The organism is Paenibacillus sp. ICGEB2008 (assembly GCF_000307675.1).
Lineage (GTDB): Bacteria > Bacillota > Bacilli > Paenibacillales > Paenibacillaceae > Paenibacillus > Paenibacillus polymyxa.
The window spans coordinates 92,774-114,817 of the sequence record NZ_AMQU01000016.1 but is presented as its reverse complement, the minus strand read 5'-3'; the positions used below and the strand labels follow the sequence as shown (position 1 = coordinate 114,817).

The 22,044-nt window shown below is 45.3% G+C and carries 19 protein-coding genes and 2 pseudogenes; 2 read left to right on the top strand and 19 right to left on the bottom strand.

The window, feature by feature from the left end; genetic code table 11:
- Positions 1 to 30: 30 nt before the first annotated feature.
- The 4 genes from C400_RS0115375 to C400_RS0115360 form a co-directional block, all read right to left on the bottom strand.
- On the bottom strand, positions 31 to 1,017 hold the full coding sequence (locus C400_RS0115375) for an alpha-ketoacid dehydrogenase subunit beta (RefSeq protein WP_016822271.1): 987 nt from the start codon (positions 1,015 to 1,017) through the stop codon (positions 31 to 33).
- 2 nt (positions 1,018 to 1,019) lie between these two features.
- Positions 1,020 to 2,048 (bottom strand): thiamine pyrophosphate-dependent dehydrogenase E1 component subunit alpha, encoded by a 1,029-nt coding sequence (locus tag C400_RS0115370; protein ID WP_013371751.1) that lies wholly within the window; start codon positions 2,046 to 2,048, stop codon positions 1,020 to 1,022.
- Positions 2,049 to 2,188: 140 nt separating this feature from the next.
- Positions 2,189 to 3,610 (bottom strand): dihydrolipoyl dehydrogenase, encoded by a 1,422-nt coding sequence (lpdA, locus tag C400_RS0115365; protein ID WP_017427511.1) that lies wholly within the window; start codon positions 3,608 to 3,610, stop codon positions 2,189 to 2,191.
- A gap of 121 nt (positions 3,611 to 3,731) precedes the next feature.
- Complete coding sequence (locus tag C400_RS0115360; protein ID WP_017427510.1) at positions 3,732 to 3,965, bottom strand: hypothetical protein; 234 nt, start codon at positions 3,963 to 3,965, stop codon at positions 3,732 to 3,734.
- A 208-nt stretch (positions 3,966 to 4,173) separates the two neighbouring features.
- On the opposite strand from C400_RS0115360, the gene C400_RS0115355 reads away from it, so the two are divergent.
- A complete protein-coding gene (locus C400_RS0115355; RefSeq protein ID WP_026065459.1) occupies positions 4,174 to 4,770 on the top strand; it encodes a thymidine kinase in 597 nt (198 codons plus the stop codon).
- Positions 4,771 to 4,934: 164 nt separating this feature from the next.
- Positions 4,935 to 5,711 (top strand): sporulation protein, encoded by a 777-nt coding sequence (locus tag C400_RS0115350; protein ID WP_017427508.1) that lies wholly within the window; start codon positions 4,935 to 4,937, stop codon positions 5,709 to 5,711.
- Positions 5,712 to 5,824: 113 nt separating this feature from the next.
- Here C400_RS0115350 and C400_RS0115345 read toward each other — a convergent pair whose 3' ends face one another.
- The 15 genes and pseudogenes from C400_RS0115345 to folD all read right to left on the bottom strand — a co-directional run bounded on the left by C400_RS0115345 (position 5,825) and on the right by folD (position 22,013).
- Positions 5,825 to 6,232 (bottom strand): hypothetical protein, encoded by a 408-nt coding sequence (locus tag C400_RS0115345; protein ID WP_017427507.1) that lies wholly within the window; start codon positions 6,230 to 6,232, stop codon positions 5,825 to 5,827.
- 358 nt (positions 6,233 to 6,590) lie between these two features.
- On the bottom strand, positions 6,591 to 7,136 hold the full coding sequence (locus tag C400_RS0115340) for a hypothetical protein (RefSeq protein WP_017427506.1): 546 nt from the start codon (positions 7,134 to 7,136) through the stop codon (positions 6,591 to 6,593).
- A 127-nt stretch (positions 7,137 to 7,263) separates the two neighbouring features.
- Complete coding sequence (locus tag C400_RS0115335) at positions 7,264 to 8,964, bottom strand: methyl-accepting chemotaxis protein (RefSeq protein ID WP_017427505.1); 1,701 nt, start codon at positions 8,962 to 8,964, stop codon at positions 7,264 to 7,266.
- A gap of 246 nt (positions 8,965 to 9,210) precedes the next feature.
- On the bottom strand, positions 9,211 to 9,960 hold the full coding sequence (locus C400_RS0115330) for a class I SAM-dependent methyltransferase (RefSeq protein WP_017427504.1): 750 nt from the start codon (positions 9,958 to 9,960) through the stop codon (positions 9,211 to 9,213).
- A 560-nt stretch (positions 9,961 to 10,520) separates the two neighbouring features.
- Complete coding sequence (spo0A, locus tag C400_RS0115325; RefSeq protein ID WP_013371763.1) at positions 10,521 to 11,324, bottom strand: sporulation transcription factor Spo0A; 804 nt, start codon at positions 11,322 to 11,324, stop codon at positions 10,521 to 10,523.
- A 217-nt stretch (positions 11,325 to 11,541) separates the two neighbouring features.
- Positions 11,542 to 12,702, bottom strand: a complete 1,161-nt coding sequence (spoIVB, locus tag C400_RS0115320) for a SpoIVB peptidase (RefSeq protein WP_016822280.1) — start codon at positions 12,700 to 12,702, stop codon at positions 11,542 to 11,544.
- A 123-nt stretch (positions 12,703 to 12,825) separates the two neighbouring features.
- The gene (gene recN, locus C400_RS0115315) at positions 12,826 to 14,544 is read right to left on the bottom strand and encodes a DNA repair protein RecN (RefSeq protein ID WP_017427503.1); all 1,719 of its coding nucleotides are present in this window, start codon (positions 14,542 to 14,544) and stop codon (positions 12,826 to 12,828) included.
- Positions 14,545 to 14,602: 58 nt separating this feature from the next.
- Entirely contained in the window at positions 14,603 to 15,052 is a 450-nt protein-coding gene (gene ahrC, locus C400_RS0115310) for a transcriptional regulator AhrC/ArgR (protein ID WP_013371768.1), read from the bottom strand.
- 16 nt (positions 15,053 to 15,068) lie between these two features.
- Complete coding sequence (locus C400_RS0115305) at positions 15,069 to 15,545, bottom strand: hypothetical protein (protein WP_016822282.1); 477 nt, start codon at positions 15,543 to 15,545, stop codon at positions 15,069 to 15,071.
- A 154-nt stretch (positions 15,546 to 15,699) separates the two neighbouring features.
- On the bottom strand, positions 15,700 to 16,551 hold the full coding sequence (locus tag C400_RS0115300) for a TlyA family RNA methyltransferase (RefSeq protein WP_016822283.1): 852 nt from the start codon (positions 16,549 to 16,551) through the stop codon (positions 15,700 to 15,702).
- 75 nt (positions 16,552 to 16,626) lie between these two features.
- A pseudogene (gene dxs / locus C400_RS0115295) lies at positions 16,627 to 18,524 on the bottom strand (1-deoxy-D-xylulose-5-phosphate synthase).
- Positions 18,525 to 18,631: 107 nt separating this feature from the next.
- Positions 18,632 to 19,555: a polyprenyl synthetase family protein gene (locus C400_RS0115290; RefSeq protein ID WP_017427502.1), complete on the bottom strand. Its 924-nt coding sequence runs from the start codon at positions 19,553 to 19,555 to the stop codon at positions 18,632 to 18,634.
- Positions 19,527 to 19,787 (bottom strand): exodeoxyribonuclease VII small subunit, encoded by a 261-nt coding sequence (gene xseB, locus C400_RS0115285; RefSeq protein ID WP_013371773.1) that lies wholly within the window; start codon positions 19,785 to 19,787, stop codon positions 19,527 to 19,529. The genes C400_RS0115290 and xseB overlap by 29 nt, the downstream gene beginning before the upstream one ends.
- Positions 19,777 to 21,089: pseudogene (gene xseA / locus C400_RS0115280) on the bottom strand (exodeoxyribonuclease VII large subunit). The gene xseB and the pseudogene xseA overlap by 11 nt, the downstream one beginning before the upstream one ends.
- Positions 21,090 to 21,155: 66 nt before the next feature.
- The gene (folD, locus tag C400_RS0115275; protein ID WP_016822287.1) at positions 21,156 to 22,013 is read right to left on the bottom strand and encodes a bifunctional methylenetetrahydrofolate dehydrogenase/methenyltetrahydrofolate cyclohydrolase FolD; all 858 of its coding nucleotides are present in this window, start codon (positions 22,011 to 22,013) and stop codon (positions 21,156 to 21,158) included.
- Positions 22,014 to 22,044: the final 31 nt, after the last annotated feature.

Below are 22,044 nucleotides of genomic sequence, written 5' to 3'. Positions count from 1 at the left end.
TGGAATACTTTCGCCCGAATCTGCTCTATATTAATACATGGCGAGACGGCGCATGGCTTCCTTCACTTTATCCTTGTTTAACATATAAAACTTCTCCATTGGTGGACTGATCGGCATGGCTGGCACATCAGGAGCGCACAGACGCTCAATCGGTGCATCCAGTTCGAACAGACACTCTTCATTAATAATAGCTGATACCTCGGCACCGATACCGCCCGTTTTGTTGTCCTCATGAACGATTAAGACCTTACCTGTATGTCGTGCAGCCTCGATAATGGCTTCGCGATCCAATGGCTGGAGTGTGCGCAAATCCACAACATGTGCGGTAATGCCCTCTTCCTTCTCCAATTCCTCAGCTGCCTGCATAACAAAATGCAATGGCTGGCTATAACCAATGACCGTAATATCGTCACCCTCACGCAGTAGATTAGCCTTGCCGATTGGAACGATATAATCATCCTCAGGCACTTCACCCTTAATCAGCTTGTAGGATTTTTTATTTTCAAAAAACAGCACTGGGTCAGGGTCACGAATGGCCGCTTTCAGCAATCCTTTGGCGTCATAAGGTGTAAATGGAGCAACAATTTTTAGACCCGGTGTACCAAAAAAGATAGATTCCGGACACTGAGAGTGATACAAACCACCAAAAATACCGCCACCGATAGGTGCGCGGATCACCACAGGGCAATTCCAATCGTTGTTGGAGCGGTAGCGGATTTTAGCCGCTTCACTAATAATCTGATTCGTCGCTGGCAGCATGAAGTCCGAATATTGCATTTCGGCAATCGGCTTCATTCCGTACATTGCTGCACCAATTGCAACCCCTGCAATCGCCGACTCTGCCAATGGTGTATCCATGACACGTTGCTCACCGAATTGGTCCATGAGCCCCTTAGTCGTTGTAAAAACACCGCCTTTTACGCCGACGTCCTCACCTAATACAAAAACCGTTTCATCCTGCTCCATTTCTTCCTTCATAGCAAGACGTATCGCATCAATATATTCCATCATCGCCATAATTACCGACCCTCCCCATCGCTATCAGCATACACATGCAGTAGCGTATCTTCGGGCTTAGGAAAAGGCGCATTATCTGCATATTCAATGGCTTCCTTGACTTCGAGCAGCAGTTCGGCCGACAGATCTGCATCTTTGGCCTCATCCCAAATGCCGCATTCAATCAAGTAACTCTTCATGCGGGCTACGCCGTCCTTGGCCCAGTTCTCATCCACTTCCTCCTTGGTCCGGTAAGCCAGATCATTATCCGAAGTGGAGTGAGGGGACAGACGGTACATCATGGCTTCGATTAGCGTAGGACCTTCACCGCGGACAGCACGTTCACGTGCTTCCTTCACTGCGGCATATACGGCTAGCGCATCATTACCATCGACACGAATACCAGGGAATCCGTAACCCAATGCTCGGTCACTTACCTTGCCTGCCAACTGCTTATGAATCGGAACCGATATCGCATATTGATTGTTCTCGCACATAATGATGACTGGCAGCTTCTGTACACCCGCAAAGTTACAGCCTTCGTGAAAATCCCCCTGATTGCTGGAGCCTTCCCCAAACGTAACAAACGATACAAAATCCTTTTTCTGCATCTTGGCGGCCAGCGCTACACCGACTGCATGTGGAACCTGTGTGGTCACTGGGCTGGAGCCTGTCACAATACGCAGTCGTTTACTACCAAAATGCCCCGGCATCTGGCGACCGCCGCTATTAGGGTCATCTGCCTTGGCAAATGCCGACAACATCAATTCGCGCGGTGTCATGCCGACTGCAAGCACGAATCCGTAATCCCGGTAATAGGGAAGGAAATAGTCCTTTTCCCGATCTAAAGCGAAAGCTGCACCAACTTGTGCCGCCTCCTGTCCAATGCCGGAAACGTGGAAATTAATTTTCCCTGCCCGTTGCAGGAGCATGTTGCGCTCGTCAAATCTTCTTGCGAGCAACATATATCTGTACATATCAATTACTTGTCCGTGAGTAAGTCCCAGCTGCTCATGTCTGAAGCCAGCGTCTACAGCGCCTTTAGAACTCATTGAGGCACCTCCTTAAATGTCAAACATCCTACTTTCAGCACCTAGTACCATCTTGTCTTAAAACCTGGTACTAAACTCTGACTAACCCCATTATAATCCTTTTCGCCCCAAAAAGAAAAGTACCGATTTATTTGAAACGTTTATATGCCTATCGCTTGTCCATCGACTGCCAGCATCGCTTCTCCCAAAATCTCCGACAACGTTGGATGCGGATGAATAAGCTGTCCGACTTCCCACGGCGTAGCATCCAGCAATTGCGCAAGAGCGGCCTCGCTGATCAGATCCGTTACATGCGTACCGATCATATGTACACCGAGAATATCATTGGTTTGCTGATCCGCCACCACTTTCACGAAGCCGTCTCGACTACCGTATACTAGCGATTTTCCGATAGCTTGGAAAGGGAACTTCCCTGTTTTCACCTGGTGTCCACGTTCACGGGCTTCCTGCTCCGTTAAGCCGACGCTTGCGGCTTCAGGACGTGTGTAAATACACCGCGGAATCATATAGTTGGGTACGCTGTGAAACTCTTCGCCCGCCAAATGATGAACTGCCTGCAAGCCTTCATGACTCGCGGCATGGGCCAGTTGTAAGCCGCCGATGCAATCCCCGATGGCGTAGATATGTGGCTCATTTGTCTGCAAATGCTCATTAACCGAGATAAAGCCACGCTCCACGCGGATATCCGTATTTTCCAACCCGATATTTTCGACATTCGCCTGACGACCTACAGAAATGAGCAGTTTGGAAGCACTGAGGGTTTCGGTTTCTTCACCTTTTTGCACGTCAATCTGTACGCCTTCCTCATCCTTGCCGTAGGTTTCAGCCAACACTTGTGCCCCCGTCAGCACCTTGACACCACGCTTGGTTAACAAGCGCTGCATTTCACGCGAAACGTCCTCGTCCTCCGTAGGAATAAGTCGATTCGCGGCCTCAACCACCGTAACCTCCACGCCAAAATCATTTAGCATGGAAGCCCATTCCACGCCAATGACCCCACCACCCACGATAATCAGGGATGCTGGCAGGTTCTCCATAGTCAATGCTTCGTCACTGCTCAGAATAAATTCGCCATCTGGCTCCAGTCCAGGTAGCACACGCGGACGTGATCCTGTTGCAATAATGAGGTGTGCCGGAACAATCGTCTCCATCTCACCATCTTCTAGTTCCACAGCCACTGCACCGCTTTTAGGAGAAAATATAGACGGTCCAATCACGCGTCCCTTACCGCTAAGCACCGTAATTTTATTTTTACGCATCAAAAATTGAACGCCCTGGTGTAGCTGCTCCACAACGGCTTCCTTACGTTCCTGAACCTTGGGAAATACAAGCTGTGCTCCCGATGTCTCAATACCATATTGCGCACTTTCTTTAATCGTTGCATACACTTCCGCACTGCGCAGCAAAGCCTTGCTCGGAATACAGCCACGGTGCAGACAGGTTCCGCCAAGCTTGTCCTTTTCGATGATAACCACTTCCTTGCCGAGCTGAGCTGCGCGAATTGCTGCTACATATCCTCCGGTTCCTCCACCCAAAATAGCAACATCACAATGTATAGTCATGTTTCTCCTCCATTAACATTGATTATATATAGCTTATTGTACTCTCTTTATTTCACTGTACAAAATATAGCGTTTAGGCATAGGCTGCAAATCATCTACCTAATCTAGATATCTCTCCATATCATTCATACAGCGCATCTCGTAATTTGGTAGACATTCTTGGACTTTGTGCTGATTTGGCTCGTAACGCCTTGCGGAACGATTCATTTTGCTTGTTCAGAAGATCTAGCTCTGTCTCCAGCTCAATGATTAGCTCCAGAGCTTGCGGGCTGATCAGTCCTTGTTCCAGTAATGCTCTTCTTTTGGCACTATAATCCGTGTTTTTTTCGTCCATGCCTTCCACTCTTCCCTTCATTCCACTACGCTTCACCATATCATGCCCGCGGCGGCAGAGCAATGACGACCCACATTTACGTTTTAAGAATAGACATACAAAAACATGTCGAAAAACAATATATTTTCTCTAGTCTGTATGTGGCTCGTTATGGTAATCTATAATGGCGTTTTCTTTCGGAGATGAAGATTTACAGCGTAATGTACATGTTAAGAGAGGGGAATTCGCTTTGCCTACAGGACGAATTACGATAATTACAGGCCCCATGTTCAGTGAAAAATCCGGCGAATTAATTCGCCGTTGTCAGAAACTAATCCAATACGGGCATCGCAAGGTGGTCGCTTACAAACCAGCTGAAGATAACCGTTATGCTGAGGACGAAATTGTAAGCCGGATCGGATATCGGCTTCCCGCTATCTCTATTCCAAGAAAACTTACGGATGAGCTCGTTCAGCATATTTTGCAAGAAACGAAAGATGCCGATGTGGTTGCCTTTGACGAAGTCCAGTTTTTCAGTCGACATATTATGTCGCTCATACAAGAGTTAGCTTATTGCGGAAAGCATGTCATTGCCGATGGGCTGAATCTGGATTACCGAGGCAAGGAGTTTGGCTATGTCGGTGGTCTGCTCGCTATGGCGGATGACATCGAAAAGCTGACTTCCTTCTGCGCTGTATGCGGCAGTTCGGAAGCAGTATTTACACAGCGTATGGTCAATGGAAAACCTTCCACTGTAGGACCTATCGTGATGATCGGTGACTCTGAGGCTTATGAGCCTCGTTGTCGTAAATGTTTTATACCTCCCCATAAAGTGAACTGCGATTAGTAAGCTACATGGGCAGCAAACTCCATGCGCCTACTTGTTTTCCATTACTTTTTTCTTGCATTTTTTTGGAACGGTTCAAACTATTTCCCCGTATATCCGTTAAGCTGTACAAGTTTTTATTTTTTTGTGCATAATAACTATAAGATTATCGGGGGGACGGAATGATGAGTTTCTTTAACAAGATCTTAGCAAGTGCAGGAATCGGTTCAGCCAAAGTCGATACGTTGGTGGATCAGACTGTATATGTGCCTGGAGAAGAACTTAGTGGCATCATACGTATCAAGGGCGGTAAAATTGATCAGGAAATCGGCAAAATTGATATTGAACTCAAGACTGAATATATCGTAGAGCACGATGATAAAAAAACCGTCACCACCTGCTGCATTGCGCGGATCAAGGTATCTGATGGCTTTCATCTAAAGCAAGGACAGGAGCTTGAAACTCCTTTTTCCTTTAGGTTGCCTTTGGAAACTCCTGTTACTCATGCCAAACAGCCTGTCTGGCTGGAAACAGCATTGGACATTGGCATGGCTTTGGACCCGACCGATCGTGATTCACTCAAAATCGAGCCACATCCTTATATGAGTACGGTGTTTGAGGCGGTTCATCTGTTAGGCTTTCGATTCCGTTCCTCCACCTGTGAACGTCACCCCAAGCTTGGACGCGGTGTTCCATTCGTGCAGGAGTTTGAGTTTACGCCTGGCTCGGAGTATGCACGGGATATCGAGGAGCTAGAGCTGATTATGCAGTTGGAACCCGAGGGTGTCCATGTGCTTGTAGAAGTAGATCGTAGAGGCAGAGGCTTGTCCGGTTGGCTGGAAAATGCCTTTGATATGGATGAGCGTCATGCCTGGTTAAGCTTAAGCCGGGAAGAACTATCCTATGGACCAGATCATATAGCTGATGCGCTAGAGGAATTGATTGACAGGCAAATTCGCTAACAATGTAGTAAAACACTAACAAAAAAACTCCTAACCAATTTACTTACATACGGTTGGGAGTTTTTATTAATTATAAGAATTATTTGATGATGGTTCTCCATAGTCTGTATAGACTAAAGTGGCAGCATATCCTGTCTTTCCGCCTTATGCTTACACTCTTTACATACCCCATACAGCGAACCATTATCATCGGCATAAAAGGTTAATTTTTCTTCTTTTTTACAAAAGGAGCATTTTTGTTTACTCGTGCTCTGAATGGAGTCAGACAGTCCAAATCCAGCTTGGGCCTGAATATCTGCCGCTTTTGTATTCGCGCGTGTACCCGAAGACACTTTAGACTTCATTTCATTGCCAGTGCGGGATTGTCGGGCGGGCTTACGAGGGCGAAATTCAACAACATTACTGCCCCGATGTTCATCCGATTGTTGTTGATTGCCGCTACGTCCACGCCATGCCATAACAATCCAACCCAACACCACCAACAACACGCCGACGATCACCCAAGTCAGACTATTCCACATGCTCTCATCCCCTCTTTGCTTTAGAATCTTTTGCATCCATACCACTAGCCCGTTCAATACGATGACTTAGCCTATAACATATGATTGTATATATCCGTGTATACAGCCTCTATGTTGGTCATTCGATTGCTACCCATGTAAAAATCTACCCTCCAGTGAAACATCCGACTCGCCTCTTAACGAGACATTGATCATGTTAGGTAAAACATGTTATGCCGAGGAGTAGTTTGAGCCTTTTTACAAATTGTACATCATCCTTTTGAAAAACGATAATATCCACTCTATGAACATCGTGCTCCTTATCATAATGCTTATGTACTTCCCGATGATGAGCACAAAAATGTCTCAGATGGCTAAATTACTCCCCTTGATAATAAAAATCAATGAATCTTTTCGTCAACGGATTAAATTTATCAAAACGTTTATGATGTGGTAAAAAGCCTGACTTATGTACTTGTTCTGCTAGTGTTTCTACATGTTCAAATCGCTTGAAAAAGGGCAACGCGAAAATGTAGATATCTGCCATAATCTCTTGGATCACTCGTTCTCTTTCTGCTTCTGTGGACACAAGGTAATCCCTGTTGCCCGTATATTTCTTGGTTAGAGCGATCAACTCACTGTGAAAACAAGCCCCTGTACTATACTTCTTTTTTATACTTTTGGATTCCACAGTAATGTAAACTTTTAATGCACTATATTGGGTCGCGCCGAAACAAATTTCAAATATAAATTCCTTGTTTTCTTTTTTCAAAACTTTTCTGCTTTTCAGATATTTAAAATCATTCAAAAATGGTGTAGCTATGATTTTGTCTATCGCTAACTGACGCAGGTCGCTTGCTTTAAGTTCAGTTTTATTGTCCATGATATCACTCCAACCCAAAAGAATTTCCCACCATTGTATCATATCTTTCCAATTACAGGCTCCGCATATCTCCATCTTTTAATCGCAAATATATTTATTAAAAAATGAATAGAAAAAGCCGCTCACAGTAGAGCGGCTTTTCCCCTGAAATATAGAACCGGTATACGATTTATACTTTAAATTTACCAATTTGTCCTTGTAGGTCTTCTGCCATTTTGGACAGGTTTCTTGCAGAGGAAGCAATTTCCTCCATCGATGCCAGTTGTTCTTGAGTCGCAGCAGATACGTGTTGCGTCCCAGCTGCAGCCTCTTCAGCAATGGCTGAAATTTGTCTAACAAAGCCAACAATCTCATCGGTACTTGCAGACATTTGCTCCGATCCAGCAGAGACCTCTTCAATTTCACTGGCCACTTTATTAACGGTTTCCTGAATAAGCTCAAAAGATGCACCCGCATTTTGTACGACTTCCCGACCTGTCATGACATCTCGCCCATTGGACGCTACCGCCTCAATAGCATGCGAGGTATCCTTTTGTATCAATCCCACCAGCTCCGTAATTTGTTGAGCAGAATGAGCCGATTGTTCAGCCAACTTACGCACTTCACCTGCAACTACAGCAAATCCGCTACCGTGATCTCCTGCGCGGGCTGCTTCAATGGCCGCGTTCAGGGCAAGAAGATTGGTCTGACTGGAAATATTGGTGATGACATCAATAATCTTCCCGATTTCATCTGAACGCTCTCCCAATCCAGCCATAAGATCAGCCAAGCTATTCATAGAGTCATTCACACTATTCATTTGGACAACAGCCTGCTGGATCATCTGATTACCTTCAGCTGATTTGTGAGCCGCATCCTGAGCTGATGCAAAAACATTTTGCGCACGGATTGCAATTTGTTCTACACCGATGGACATTTCCTCAATAGCCTGGGACGATTTGGTCACCATATCCACCTGGTCACCTGTCCCTGTAGCAACTTCTTGCACTGTTTCGGTGATTTGCGCAGTTGCTTGGCTATTTTGCTCTGCGCTGGCCGTCAATTCCTCCGAGGAAGTGATTACCAGCTCGGTCGTACTACTTACAGACTGAATCAGTTGACGAAGATTTGCAACCATCGTATTAAAAGAATGAGCCAAAATACTAATCTCATCCTTGCCTTTCACGACAATGGCTTCCCCAGTAAGATCACCGGACGCAATGCTTTCAGCAGCACGACTGATGCGCAAAATGGGCTTAGAAATAATTTGGGCTATAATGATCGCCATGATCAATGCTAGGATAACGGCTGCAATACTCAAAACGATAACTAATTGTCTGCCTGAAATAAAGTTGTCAACAGCTTCTTTCGTAATCAGTTTTGATCCATCTGCATTCAACTTAATGAGCTGACTGATCATATCGTTTGAACTATACCATAACTTATAGGATTCTTGGTGAAGGATGCTTGATTGAGTGTAATCATTAGCTCTCCCTGCTGCAATCATTTCTGGTAACTTAGTCAAATACTCCGTATAAGTTTTGGAGAATTGTTCATACATTTCACGTTCCTTAGGAGTAGCAATTAATTTTTCGTATGTTTTTCGGCCTTCTTCAACTTTCTTTAAAACCTTATCATATTCGGCCTGAACCTTCTCCATTTCCTCCGTGTCACGTTCTACAATAATGTTTAATGAGAGCCGCTCTACATCAGATATATCACCATTTAGTGTTCCGAGGATGGTCACACTTGGCATCCAATGGCTATCAATTTCCATTGAAGTATCGCCTAACTTTTTCATTCGCGAGATCGATACTGTACTAATCACAACCAACAGGATTATTACCGCAAGGAAACCCAATAACAATTTTGTTCGAATGTTAAATTTCATATATTCGCTCCTTGTTCTCTTTATAATAGATATTATATCGACAAGAATCGACACATTGTTTATATCAAAATTAAAGAGAATTTCAGAACTGTTTACAAAAGGAAAATTTCTCTTCGTGATCGTTATATAATGATTGACGCTTATTTTATAAACCGCGTGAGAGTATTATTTTTCGTCCATCCAATTCATCCGTTAAAGCATTGCAAGCAAAAAAGAGATATCCCAAAGCGGGTATCCCTTTATGTTTTACTTCCTAGCTATAATCATAAATCGTTCTGCATTTGTCCTAATTCCTTTTGGAGTTTGGTTGTCCAGAATGAATTGTTGGAGTATTTCAAAATCCATTTGTTTTTGTCCAAAGTCAGGAATAATGGGAGTGTGTTTTAAAAGGAAAACTAAGTCTGCAGGAGTCTGATAATATTCGGTTGCATTAAATTCGAATGACTGAATGTCGTTAAAGCCCGCTTCATTTAGTTCTGTAATACATTGAGTTTTCAACGAATCTTTCTTATTACCCAATGCCTGCCCTCTTCCAAACGCTTCTTTAATGTTTAATTTGTCATTTTCGCTTACTTGCTGTGTTAAAAATATACCACCCTTAACTAACACCTTAACTATTTCTTTTGCACAGAAGCACGAATGTCGAGAAGAGACTACATTAAAGAATTCCCTGGGAAAATTCAGATTTTCAGCATCCATCTGTAGAAAACGAACATTCGCTATATCAGATTTGATAGAGTTCTTTGTTGCCGTTTCAATCATTCCAGTAGATTGGTCAATCCCGACTAAAAGTAATGCAGAATTCGCCATTGCTAAAATAGCTTCCCCACCACCCGTGCCGATATCAAGCAATATGTCCGACTTCTCACACGTCTTTGATACTTCATTGTAGAAGTCCCATTTTACTCCTTCAGAGATATATTTCACATTACTGAAATCCCATCCGTTGGTTTTTCCAACCTTATCATAAAACTCTTTATATTCAATTGATTTCATTTTTATCCACCTTCAAATAAGATAATAAACTACAGAATGGCAAACCGAATTTATTCAAAATTTTAGTTTTGTAGTCAACAGGGTAGACTTCCCCCTTAACAGCTGGCACGCGTTTTTTTCCAGCCCGGAAACTAAATACTTCGAACAATATGGAAAGACATCCGATTCACCTCATTTGAAAGTTTGCTTTAATTATATTTCTAATCAGGCATACCAATCAAGAATGATTCGTCGCTAAACTTCTTTGCCCCCTTCTCCTATATGGAGTAGCGTATATCCACTAGAATTAAAGCCCTCCTTAGTGTTAGAGACTTAGTTTAAGGGTAGCAGACAGCAGTACAGGTAGAGGCAAATAGATTGTTAGGTTAAAATTCAAAATTGTTCGTAAAAAAATACCGCTTATTTATCGGTCTGGATGAACCAATAAACAAGCGGTATTTGCTGGTTTTACAATTCAAAAGTTTATTCGTTAAGGACAGTTGTTTTGGAGATGACTAACCATCCCTTCATTTTAACATTGACAAATCTCAAAGCGGAATCCATTAATCATCCTGATCCTTTCAGGACACCTTATTCTCAATCCGCAATTTGTCTGCGACCATCGCTATAAATTCTGAGTTCGTTGGTTTGGACTTGCTGATATTAATAGTGTAGCCGAACAGGTGAGAGATGCTGTCGATATTTCCACGGGTCCATGCTACCTCAATAGCATGACGAATGGCGCGTTCTACGCGGGATGCCGTCGTTTTGAACTTTTCGGCAATTGCCGGATATAGGGTTTTGGTGATGGCTCCCAAAATTTCGATATTATTGTACACCATCGTAATGGCTTCGCGTAGATATTGATAGCCCTTGATGTGAGCTGGTACACCAATCTCATGGATGATAGCCGTGATGCTGGCATCCAGGTTTTTCGTCTTACCCATAGGCACAACGTTGGACCGCATAGATGAAACGGTTACCGGGCTGTTGCTGACTAATTGCGGTCCTACCAATTGGCGTATACGGTTAGCAAGCACTTCCATATCAAACGGCTTCAAAATATAATAAGATGCCCCGAGTTGAACGGCCCTTTGTGTAATATTTTCTTGACCGAATGCAGTCAGCATAATGATTTTCGGTTGTGGAGTCAGGTTCATTTCTCTCAAACGCTCCAATACACCGAGACCATCCAGATGAGGCATAATAATATCTAAAATAAGTACATCAGGTATGTTGCGGGATTCTGCGATGCGTTGGAGTACTTCTTCACCATTGAAGGCGATTCCTGTAACTTCCATATCCTCCTGATCGGAAATATATTCAGCAAGCAAATTCGTAAATTCCCGGTTGTCGTCAGCCAACAATACCTCAATTTTTTGCAATGTACTTCCTCCTTAGTGAGTGTTATTCCATTGGGACATCTGTTTGCATTAAATAAATATTTCTTGTCGGAGTATATGATTTCGACATCGAATTATGAATTCCTTCTGTCGAAAATTATTTTTATTTATTTTTTTTATAAATTCAATTATAATTGAATTTTTATCTTGCAAATCTGAGTTATTCCTCTCCTTTTCGACAAAAAAAATCTTAAGGCCACTAGCTCGCCTTAAGATTAGAGGATGACTTCAAGCTCAATTTATTATGCATGATTCCTGCGTCACGCAACATCCATTCGATAAAACATCCGTAACCTGATTTAGGATCATTAACAAATACATGCGTTACAGCTCCGATCAGCTTACCATTTTGGATAATCGGACTACCACTCATTCCTTGCACGATTCCGCCGGTCTTATCTAATAGCTTTGGATCTACAACCCGAATCACAAGCCCTTTGGTTGCTGGTTTATCCTGCTGAGAAATGTGTACAATTTCTGCCTGAAAACGCTGAATTTGTTGACCTTCCAGTACAGTCAAAATTTCTGCTGGTCCTTCTTTTACTTCATTCGCAAGTCCCACCGGAATGGGCGTCGAATACAATCCATTTTGCGGCTCATCTGACATTTTCCCAAATATTCCAAAGCTCGTATTTCGTTCAATATTTCCTAAGATCCGATGATCCTTGAGAAAATGAGCACGTTTCTCTCCGGGTTCCCCACTCTGGCTTTTCGCAATTGACGTCACATTGGATTGCACAATCTCTCCGCTGCCCACGACAATGGGAGTTTGAGTATTCATATCAGTAATTACATGACCCAAGGCCCCGTAAACCCCCTGATCCGGTGCATAAAACGTTAATGTACCTACGCCTGCAGCCGAGTCTCTAATATATAACCCGAGCCGCCACGCTTTATCCTCTTGATCATATGCTGGGGTTAACTTAGTGGAGATCGTCTGTTCGCCTCGACAAAGCGTGATGTCAAGCGGCTTTTTGTTTTTACCTGCCTCGTCCACGGCTTCCGCTACCCTGGCGAGACTATTGAGGGGTTTGCCGTTCATGTGTGTAATACGGTCCCCTAGACGAATACCAGCTGTCTCACCAGGTGACACCTTACGATCATTGCTTTCCTGAATGATATGGTGACCAACGACAAGCACTCCTGAAGATTTTACTTTGACCCCGATCGTCTGGCCCCCTGGGTATACTTTCAAATCGGGAACCACGCTTTCCTGGGTTGTTTTCATGCTTTTAGAGCCGAACAAATCCAAAGAAGCTTGTAGAGGCAGCGCTGCTTGCACATGCTGAGCGTTACCGAGAGAACACATAAGAAAAACAAGCAAAAGACCGAGCAATTTGATCCTGGAGAAAAAATTCAATGGCTGTCACGCTCCCTTTGCTTCTTTCGCTTGACGAGTAAAGGTGGTCGCCAATTGCGTACCTATAAGGTAACCTTGCCCCCAGGCTTTTATAACTGTTAATCATTACGCCAGCCGCTCTTTTCAGGCTTTCTTTCCTTCCGCCAAATTCAGCATTTCCTGTGCGTGATGCAATGTTTTTTCGGTAATTTCTACGCCGCCCAGCATCCGTGCCAATTCCTTGACCCGACCTTCCTCCGTTAGTCCCTCAATTTGAGTCATGGTTCGTCCGTCATGCACATTTTTTTCAATCAGGTACTGATGATCTGCCATACACGCCACCTGCGGCAAATGAGTAATGGAAAACACCTGACAAACGGAAGACAAACGATACAGCTTCTCGGCTATAGACTGAGCTGCACGACCACTTACCCCGGTATCCACCTCGTCAAAAATGAGCACCGGTATTTGATCATGACGCGCAAAAATACTTTTCATTGCCAACATAATACGTGATAACTCACCACCAGAAGCGATTTTACCGAGTGGGCGAAGTGGCTCACCTGGATTGGGCGAAATCAGAAATTCCGCATTATCTATCCCTTGCTTGGTAGGTCGTACCTTTAGACCCTTATATTCATATCCCCGTGGATCTTCAATTGGATCAATGCGTACCTTGAGTGACGTTCTTTCCATTTGAAGATCTTTTAATTCCTGCTCTACTTGCTCTGCAAGCTCTTCGGCACAAATTTCACGCGCTTCTGTAAGCTCTTCAGCAATCTCCAGCAAATCCGAAAGCAACTCATCCCGCTTTGCAATGAGCTGCTCCAGCCGCTCATCTTTATTTTCCAACAGATCGGTTTCCTGCTCAATACGGCTATAGTATTCCAAAATCTGTTCTATACTATCACCATATTTTCGCTGTAGTCCGGTAATTTGATTCAAACGTTGCTCCACCTCATGCAGCTTGCCCGGATTAAATTCAATATCCTCACGATAAGAACGTAATTGAAACGCTGCATCCTCCAACTGATAGAAAGCAGACTGAATCTGCTCCGCAATGGGCTGAAGACTTTTACTATCATAGCTCTGAACATCATTTAATCTGGACAACACGTTATTGACCGTATCCAGCCCGCCTCTGCCACTTAACAGCTCATATGCTCCTGATATTCCATCCATCATTTTCTCACTATGGGATAGCTTGACCCGTTCCTCTGCCAATAATTCATCTTCACCCAATTTTAATTCTGCCGCAGCGATCTCTTCCAATTGGAAACGATACATGTCCAATAGCTGATAAGCCTTTTGACTGGAGCTTTGCAATTCCCTTACTTCTTTTTCCGCTTTGACAAAAGCATTGTAGCGCTCCCTGTAAAGCGCTTTGACTGGACCGATGACTGAATCACCGAACGTATCCAGCAGCGCCAGATGTCGATCTGCACGCAGCAAGCTTTGATGCTCATGCTGCCCATGAATATTAACGAGTTGCTCACCTACCTCACGCAACATCGTTAAATTAACCATCTGACCGTTAATTCGAGATGAACTTTTCCCTTGAACCGTAAGTTCTCGACGAATCAGTAAATGCTCTTCTGGGTTAGCCTTAATCCCTTGTTCCTCCAACGTACTCCAAACGGGATGTTTGACCGGCAGTTCAAACAAGGCCTCCATTTCTGCTTTATCACAACCGTAACGCACAAGATCAGCAGAGCCCCTGCCGCCCGCAATCAGCCCAAGTGCGTCAATAATAATGGATTTACCAGCACCAGTTTCCCCGCTCAATACATGAAATCCTTTATAAAAATGAACATCGACAGCCTCTACGACTGCCAAATTCCGTATAGACAAAGTGACCAGCATCGTTCTTTCACCTCTATGATGTACAAATTAAAACGCCTAATATGCGTAGCCTTTATAATTAGGAAATGTAGCCCATAAGACGATTCACGATAGTTTCACTGTTTTCTTCCGATCGGCAAATAATCAAAATGGTGTCATCCCCGCTAATCGTACCCATGACTTCAGACCATTCAATATTATCTAATAAAGCAGCAATCGAGTTAGCTGTTCCTGGCAGGCACTTCATCACAATCAGATTGGTTGTGTAGTCAATATGCAAAAAGTTGTCAACCAATGTACGTTTCAGTTTCTGCGTCGGATTGTAACGCTGATCTGAAGGCATCGAATATTTATATCTGCCGTCGTCCATTGGGACCTTTATGAGCAGCAGTTCTTTGATATCCCGGGATACAGTGGCCTGGGTGACCTGAAAACCAGCCTCACGCAATGCTTCAACTAGATCATCCTGCGTTTCAATCTCATGTTGTGAAATAATTTCCCTGATTTTAATATGTCGTTGACCCTTCATATAATCCTCCTATGGATTAACCTTCATATTCCTCTTCTTCGAGGTCTTCCACTAATGTAATAAGGCGAATACTTTTCTCGTCCGTATCAACGTACAATACCCCCGCACAACCCGGATAGAGCAGCAAATAAGGCATAAGCCTGTCCCGTAAATCAGGACCGTTCCACTCCATAGGTTTCTTGCGGCGTGACGTTTTGACCATATATGTCGAACCGTTACGTACAGCTACGTAGTCAATAAACAAACGGCTATACACGGTATGTCCATTCACTTTAAAAGCAAGCGGTATTTTCATTTTCCCGCCCACCACCTCATATCCTGCTTCCTCCAGTTGGTCCACAGCAGGTCCTTCGTTCAAATCCTCATTAATCGGTATCGTTTTTAGCACAAGCGGTCCCGGCTCCTTTAACCAGGCACGCAGGCTATAAAAAGCCCATATCCCTAATATCACCCCGATCACAGTGATGATAACCGTATCGTATCGCGTGTCCATGAACCGATCACCTCATGGACATATTCTAGGACATGACGCAAAATTCCTTTTCATCTGTACATCCATTATAGGCGAACGTGAGTTCTACAAGCAATCCCTCACACCAAAAAGAGGTTCTCTTAAGTTCACAGAACTCATGGAGAACCCCTGAATGTCACTTACGCGATGGGCCATTATTAAAAGTCTGACCTGCTTCCTGAACAGTTCGTTCAATCAGTGGACTGTAATCCATCTTCTCCAGCTGCGATTCTGCGGCCGGGAGCCCATCCAAACGCCAATGCGCTAAAAATTCAATATTTCCTTCGCCGCCTGTAATCGGGGAAAAGGCCAAGCCTTGCAACGTAAGTCCAAGCTCATGTGCAAACATCAAGATGGTCTGCAACACTTCTTTATGCGTAGCAGGTTCTCGAACCACGCCAGATTTCCCAACCTTTTCGCGACCAGCTTCGAATTGAGGCTTGATTAGAGCTACAATATCAGCAGGTTGATGCAGCAATGCAAGCAATGGCGGCAAAATAATTCGTAACGAAATAAAAGAAACATCAATACTTGCGAAATTAGGCACAGGACCACTCAAATCCGCAGGTGTCATATATCTGAAATTCGTTTTCTCCATAACGCATACACGCTCATCATTACGAAGTGACCAATCCAGCTGATTATACCCCACGTCAATGGCATACACGTACTGAGCTCCATGTTGAAGCGCACAATCCGTAAAACCTCCGGTTGATGAACCGATATCTAGCATCGTCCTGCCCTTCATATCCAGCTCGAATTGACGGATGGCCTTTTCGAGCTTCAACCCTCCACGGCTTACATACGGATGCACCGAACCTTTAACTTTAAGCTCACTGGAACGTGGTACCTTCATTCCCGCTTTCTCGATCCGTTCACTGTCCGCCAACACTAAACCTGCCATGATCGCGGCTTTAGCTTTTTCGCGGCTTTCAAAAAAACCTTGTTCTACAAGCAATACATCAATGCGTTCCTTCGGAACAGACATGTTAATCTCCCTTTAGGCAGCCAGGCTGCTCTTGTCATACTTTTTATAAAATCATGTTGTTTACTTTAAGTTATCCTATACAGATTGCCCCATGCCATATGCTGGCTCAGCGGACCACTTACGCAGCTTTAAGCACACAGCTTCAACGGTAAGTCCCACTTCAGCGCGTTGCTCTTTGATGGAGCCGTGCTCCACAAACAGATCGGGAATCCCCATTAACCGCACCTGTGCATCTTGTATTTCTTCTTTGGCGTAAAATTCCAGTACAGCACTACCCAAACTTCCTGCTTCAGAAGCTTCTTCCAATACGATCAGCTTCGTATGCTGGCGGGCCAGCTCACGCAACATCTCCTCATCCAAAGGCTTGAGGAAGCGAGCATTTACAACGCCCACTTGCATACCCTCACGTTTCATCGCCTCCGCAGCCTCTGTCGCCACTTGGAGCATCGGTCCTGAAGCGATTACAGCGAAGCCCTCACCTTTACGCAGAAGCTCCCAACTGCCGATAGGAATAACCCGCAATTCTTTATCCAACGGCACGCCAACCACATTAACACGTGGGTAACGATAAGCAATTGGACCGTCTTCGTAGTCAAGTGCTGTTTTCATCATATGGCGGAGCTCATTTTCATCCTTTGGCATCATAAGCACAAGATTCGGGATATGACGCAAAAATGCTACATCAAACACGCCATGATGAGTTTCACCGTCAGCACCAACAAAACCAGCACGATCAATCGCGAACATCACGTTGGCATTATGACGACAAATATCGTGCACAATTTGGTCATATGCACGCTGCATAAAAGTGGAATACACCGCAAATATCGGCTTCATCCCTTCCATTGCTAACGCTGCACACATGGTTGCAGCATGCTGCTCAGCAATGCCGACGTCGATCATACGTGTAGGAAACTCTTTACTAAAAGGTACTAGTCCTGATCCACCAGGCATTGCAGGGGTGACCGCAATGATGCGCTCATCCTGTTCAGCCAGCTCAATCAGCGTTCTACCGAAAATTTCCGTATACATCGGATTGCCTACAGCTTTGAGTACCTGACCTGATTCAATTTTGTATGGACTGATGCCGTGCCACTTGTGTGAATCGGCCTCCGCAGGCTTATAGCCTTTACCCTTGGTGGTTACGACATGCACTAATACAGGGCCGGTCACGTTATCAGCCTGCTGAAAAGTCTCAATTAGCTTGGACAAATCATGTCCGTCCACCGGACCAAGATACGTAAATCCCAGCTCTTCAAACAGCACACCTGGAACCATCATATATTTAAGACTGTCCTTGACGCGGCCAGCCGATTTGGCAAGTTTACCGCCTATAGCGGGTATTTTTTTTAGCAAAACTTCCAGCTCATCCTTTGCCCGCAAATAGTGACGGTCCGAGCGAATTTTGCTCAAATAATTATGCATGGCTCCTACATTCGGGGCGATGGACATTTCATTATCATTCAGAATGACCATTAAATTTTTACGTTCATGACCAATATGGTTTAATGCTTCGAAGGCCATGCCCCCAGTCAACGCGCCGTCTCCGATCATTGCAATAACTTTATTGTCCTCGCCCTTCAAATCACGTGCCAAGGCCATCCCCATTGCAGCCGAAAGGGAAGTGCTGCTATGTCCAGCTTCCCAAACATCATGCTCGCTCTCGCTTCTTTTTACAAAACCACAAAGTCCATCACGCTGACGAAGTGTATCAAAACGATCCATTCGCCCTGTCAATATTTTGTGCACGTAGCTTGGTGCCCAACGTCATAAATCATCTTGTCCTTTGGACTGTTATAGCAATAATGCAGGGCGATCGTGAGCTCAACCACTCCCAGATTCGATGCCAGATGCCCCCCAGTCACGGACAGCTTCTCAATCAAAAAGCTCCTGATTTCCTCGGCTAGAGAAGCCAACTCCTCAACCGACAGTGATTTCAGATCGCCTGGTTGCTTTATGTGTGGAAGCAGCACGCATATCTCCCCGCTTTCCTTCAAGTTTGTGTGTAAAGTTAACAAGTATTATATCACACTTTTGGACTGTGCTTAAACGCAGACAAGTCAAACCAGTTCTAACGCTACTAATGATCACGCTTCATCAGGTAATCCGCTATCTCCAGCAAGCGTGAATAATCGGGAATACCACCTTCTGCAATCACTTTTTTGGCAGATGCTGTGAGTTCCTCCACTTGTCGTAGAGATGCGTCCATACCAATGAAATACGGATAGGTAACCTTCTCCTGTTCAACATCACTCTGCGTTTTTTTCCCCATTTTGCTTTCATCGCCTATGAGATCCAATATATCGTCCTGAATTTGAAAGGCCAAGCCCAGATCTCGTCCAAAGCGGCGAAGTGCCTCTAGTTGACTCTTGTCTGCCCCACCAATCCGTCCACCTGCCAAGAGTGAGAAAATGATCAAATCAGCCGTTTTGTGAAGGTGGATATATTCTAGTTCCTCGATCCCCGTCATTCCCTGCTCGCCCGACATATCTGCGACCTGTCCACCTACCATGCCTCTGGCACCGCTCATTTCGGATAAATCCTCAACTATGGACAATAGCGCGTCGGAAGAAACCCCGTGACGACGACCCGCCTGCACGATGCTATAAAATGCATGGGTCAGCAAAGCATCGCCCGCAAGAACAGCAACCGCCTCGCCGTATACCTTATGATTCGTCAGCTTTCCTCGCCGATAATCATCATCATCCATCGCCGGCAAGTCATCGTGAATGAGGGAATACGTATGTACCATTTCTACCGCACATGCTACTGGCAACGCCGTTTCCCTGCTTCCACCAAATGCTTCCGCAGCGGCGATCACAAGCAGAGGCCGCAGCCGTTTACCGCCTGCGGTCAGTGAATAGTTCATAGATTCTCGAAGAACATCTGGAATGTCCCAATGCGCCGGAAACTGCTCGGTCAATGCAGACGAAACTGCATCCGCCGTCACAGTCAAATATTCCTTGAACGACAGTCTATTCAAGCCCTTCACCGCCGTTTTCATCCAATCCACCGCCGAAAGGCTTCTTGCGCAAATCTCCATCCTCTTCCACGATCATTTCAATTTTACGTTCGACCTGTTCCAGCTTCTGACTGCAAAGCTGAGACAGCTTCATCCCCCGCTGGAACAAATCAATGGCTTGCTCCAGAGGAACGTCTCCATGCTCCAGTTGTCCGACAATTTCTTCAAGAGCGGCCATGGCCGCTTCAAAATTCAATTCCGCTTCATTCGCCACCGTGCTTCGCGTCCTCCTTCATTCCCCATACTTGACAGTCTAACTGTCCGTCACTCACTTTTATCTTGATAGAATCTCCCGGTTGTACATCTTTGAGCGACTTGATTAGCCGTTTCTCCTGCTCATCGTATACCAAGCTGTAGCCTCGGGCCATGACTTTGAGCGGACTCAGCGCATCCAGCTGACGAATTCCGGTATGCAGCTGCTGCCGCCCCGTTTTTGTGATCGCACGCATCGCAGACTCCAGCTGACGTTGTGCCATATCCGTCTGCTTGCGCGCCGAACGAATTTGTTCACGCGGATTAAACCGCTCTAGTACCTGACGCATACGCGCGTTTTTCTCTGCGTTTAAGCGTGAACGGTTAGCCGCTGCGCGGATCAGACGCTGATGCAGCATGTCCATCCGCTCTGCATGCTGGAGCATGTAGCGGCGCGGATGCAGCAACACTGGCGAACGCCGAAGCCTCATCAAGCGTTCACGACTGGCTTCCAACCGCTGCCTAAGGGCATTACGCAACCGCTGCTCCCGCTGAAGCAGCTGATCCCGAAGCTCTCCCTGATGAGGCACAGCCAGCTCAGCTGCTGCGGTCGGCGTCGCTGCGCGTAAGTCAGCCACAAAATCGGCAATGGTAAAATCCGTTTCGTGTCCAACGGCCGAAATCACAGGAATGACCGATGCGTAAATGGCACGCGCAACCGCTTCCTCATTAAAGGCCCACAGTTCTTCTAAGGAGCCACCACCCCGTCCGACGATCATCACCTGAACCTCCTGCATACGATTCATGCTTCAATTGCCTTAACGATCGAGGGGGCAGCACCTTTTCCTTGCACAAGAACTGGATACAACACGATTCCAGCCTGCGGGTATCGCCGTTGAAGTGTCGTGATAATATCACGCACAGCCGCTCCGGTCGGTGACGTAATTACGCCAATGGTCGCAGGGTGAGCAGGGAGATTCCGTTTGCGAGTGGTATCAAACAGCCCTTCTGCATCAAGCTTTTGTTTGAGTTGTTCATAAGCCAGATAAAGGCTGCCTATACCGTCAGGCTGCATTTGAGTCGCATAAAATTGATATTGACCATCCCGTTCATACACGGATACGTTTCCCCGGGCGATAACACGCGTACCTTCTTTCGGTACGAAAGGGAGCCGTCTATTATGAGTTGCAAACATAATCGAACGTATGCGGCTCCCCTCATCCTTGAGCGTAAAATACATGTGACCACTCGAATGATGCGTAAAGTTAGAAATTTCCCCGCGTATCCATACATCAGACAGCACCTGATCGGATTCCAGTTTCATCCGGATATAGCGATTCAGGTCCTGTATAGAATAAATACGTTGTTGTTCAGCCACAGGCAGCTGCCTTTATGCCAAACCGTGCGACCGCTTGGCCGCTACGAGCGTATTTTGCATCAGCATTGTAATCGTCATTGGGCCTACTCCGCCGGGAACAGGCGTAATCGGACCGGACACTTGCTTTACGCTCTCAAAATCAACGTCACCCGCCAGCTTTCCGTTCTCCAGACGATTCATTCCCACATCGATAACTACTGCACCCGGCTTTACATACGAAGCATCGATGAAATTGGCTTTGCCGATGGCAACGACCAAAATATCCGCTTGTTTACTGAGCTCGGCAATATTCGCTGTACGAGAGTGACACATCGTAACCGTAGCATTTTCACGCTGCAGCAATAATGATACAGGCTTGCCCACGATATTACTGCGACCAATAACAACTGCATGTTTACCAGCTATTTCTACTCCAGCGCGTTTGATTAACTCAATGACTCCAGCGGGAGTGCAAGGCAATAGGCTATCATCGCCGATGACCAGATTCCCTACGTTTACCGGATGAAATCCGTCAACATCTTTCTCCACTGCAATCGCGTCAATGACAGCTTTTTCCTGAATATGCTTTGGCAATGGCAGTTGCACCAAAATCCCATGGATATTACTTTGATGATTCAGCTTATCCACCAGTTTCAGTAATGCTTCTTGCGAAGTATCTGCCGCCAATCGATGAACCTCAGAGTAATAGCCGAGATCATGACACGCCTTTTCCTTATTTTTAACATACACCTGAGAAGCAGGATCTTCGCCTACCAGTACAACAGCCAGTCCGGGTTGAAAGCTGTGTTCTTTCAAACGAATGACCTCTTGCTGAATGCTTGCCCGAATATCCTGAGAGATTTGTTTACCATCAATGATCGGTGCTGACATGTTTAACCACTCCCCAACCTGATTCAGTAGT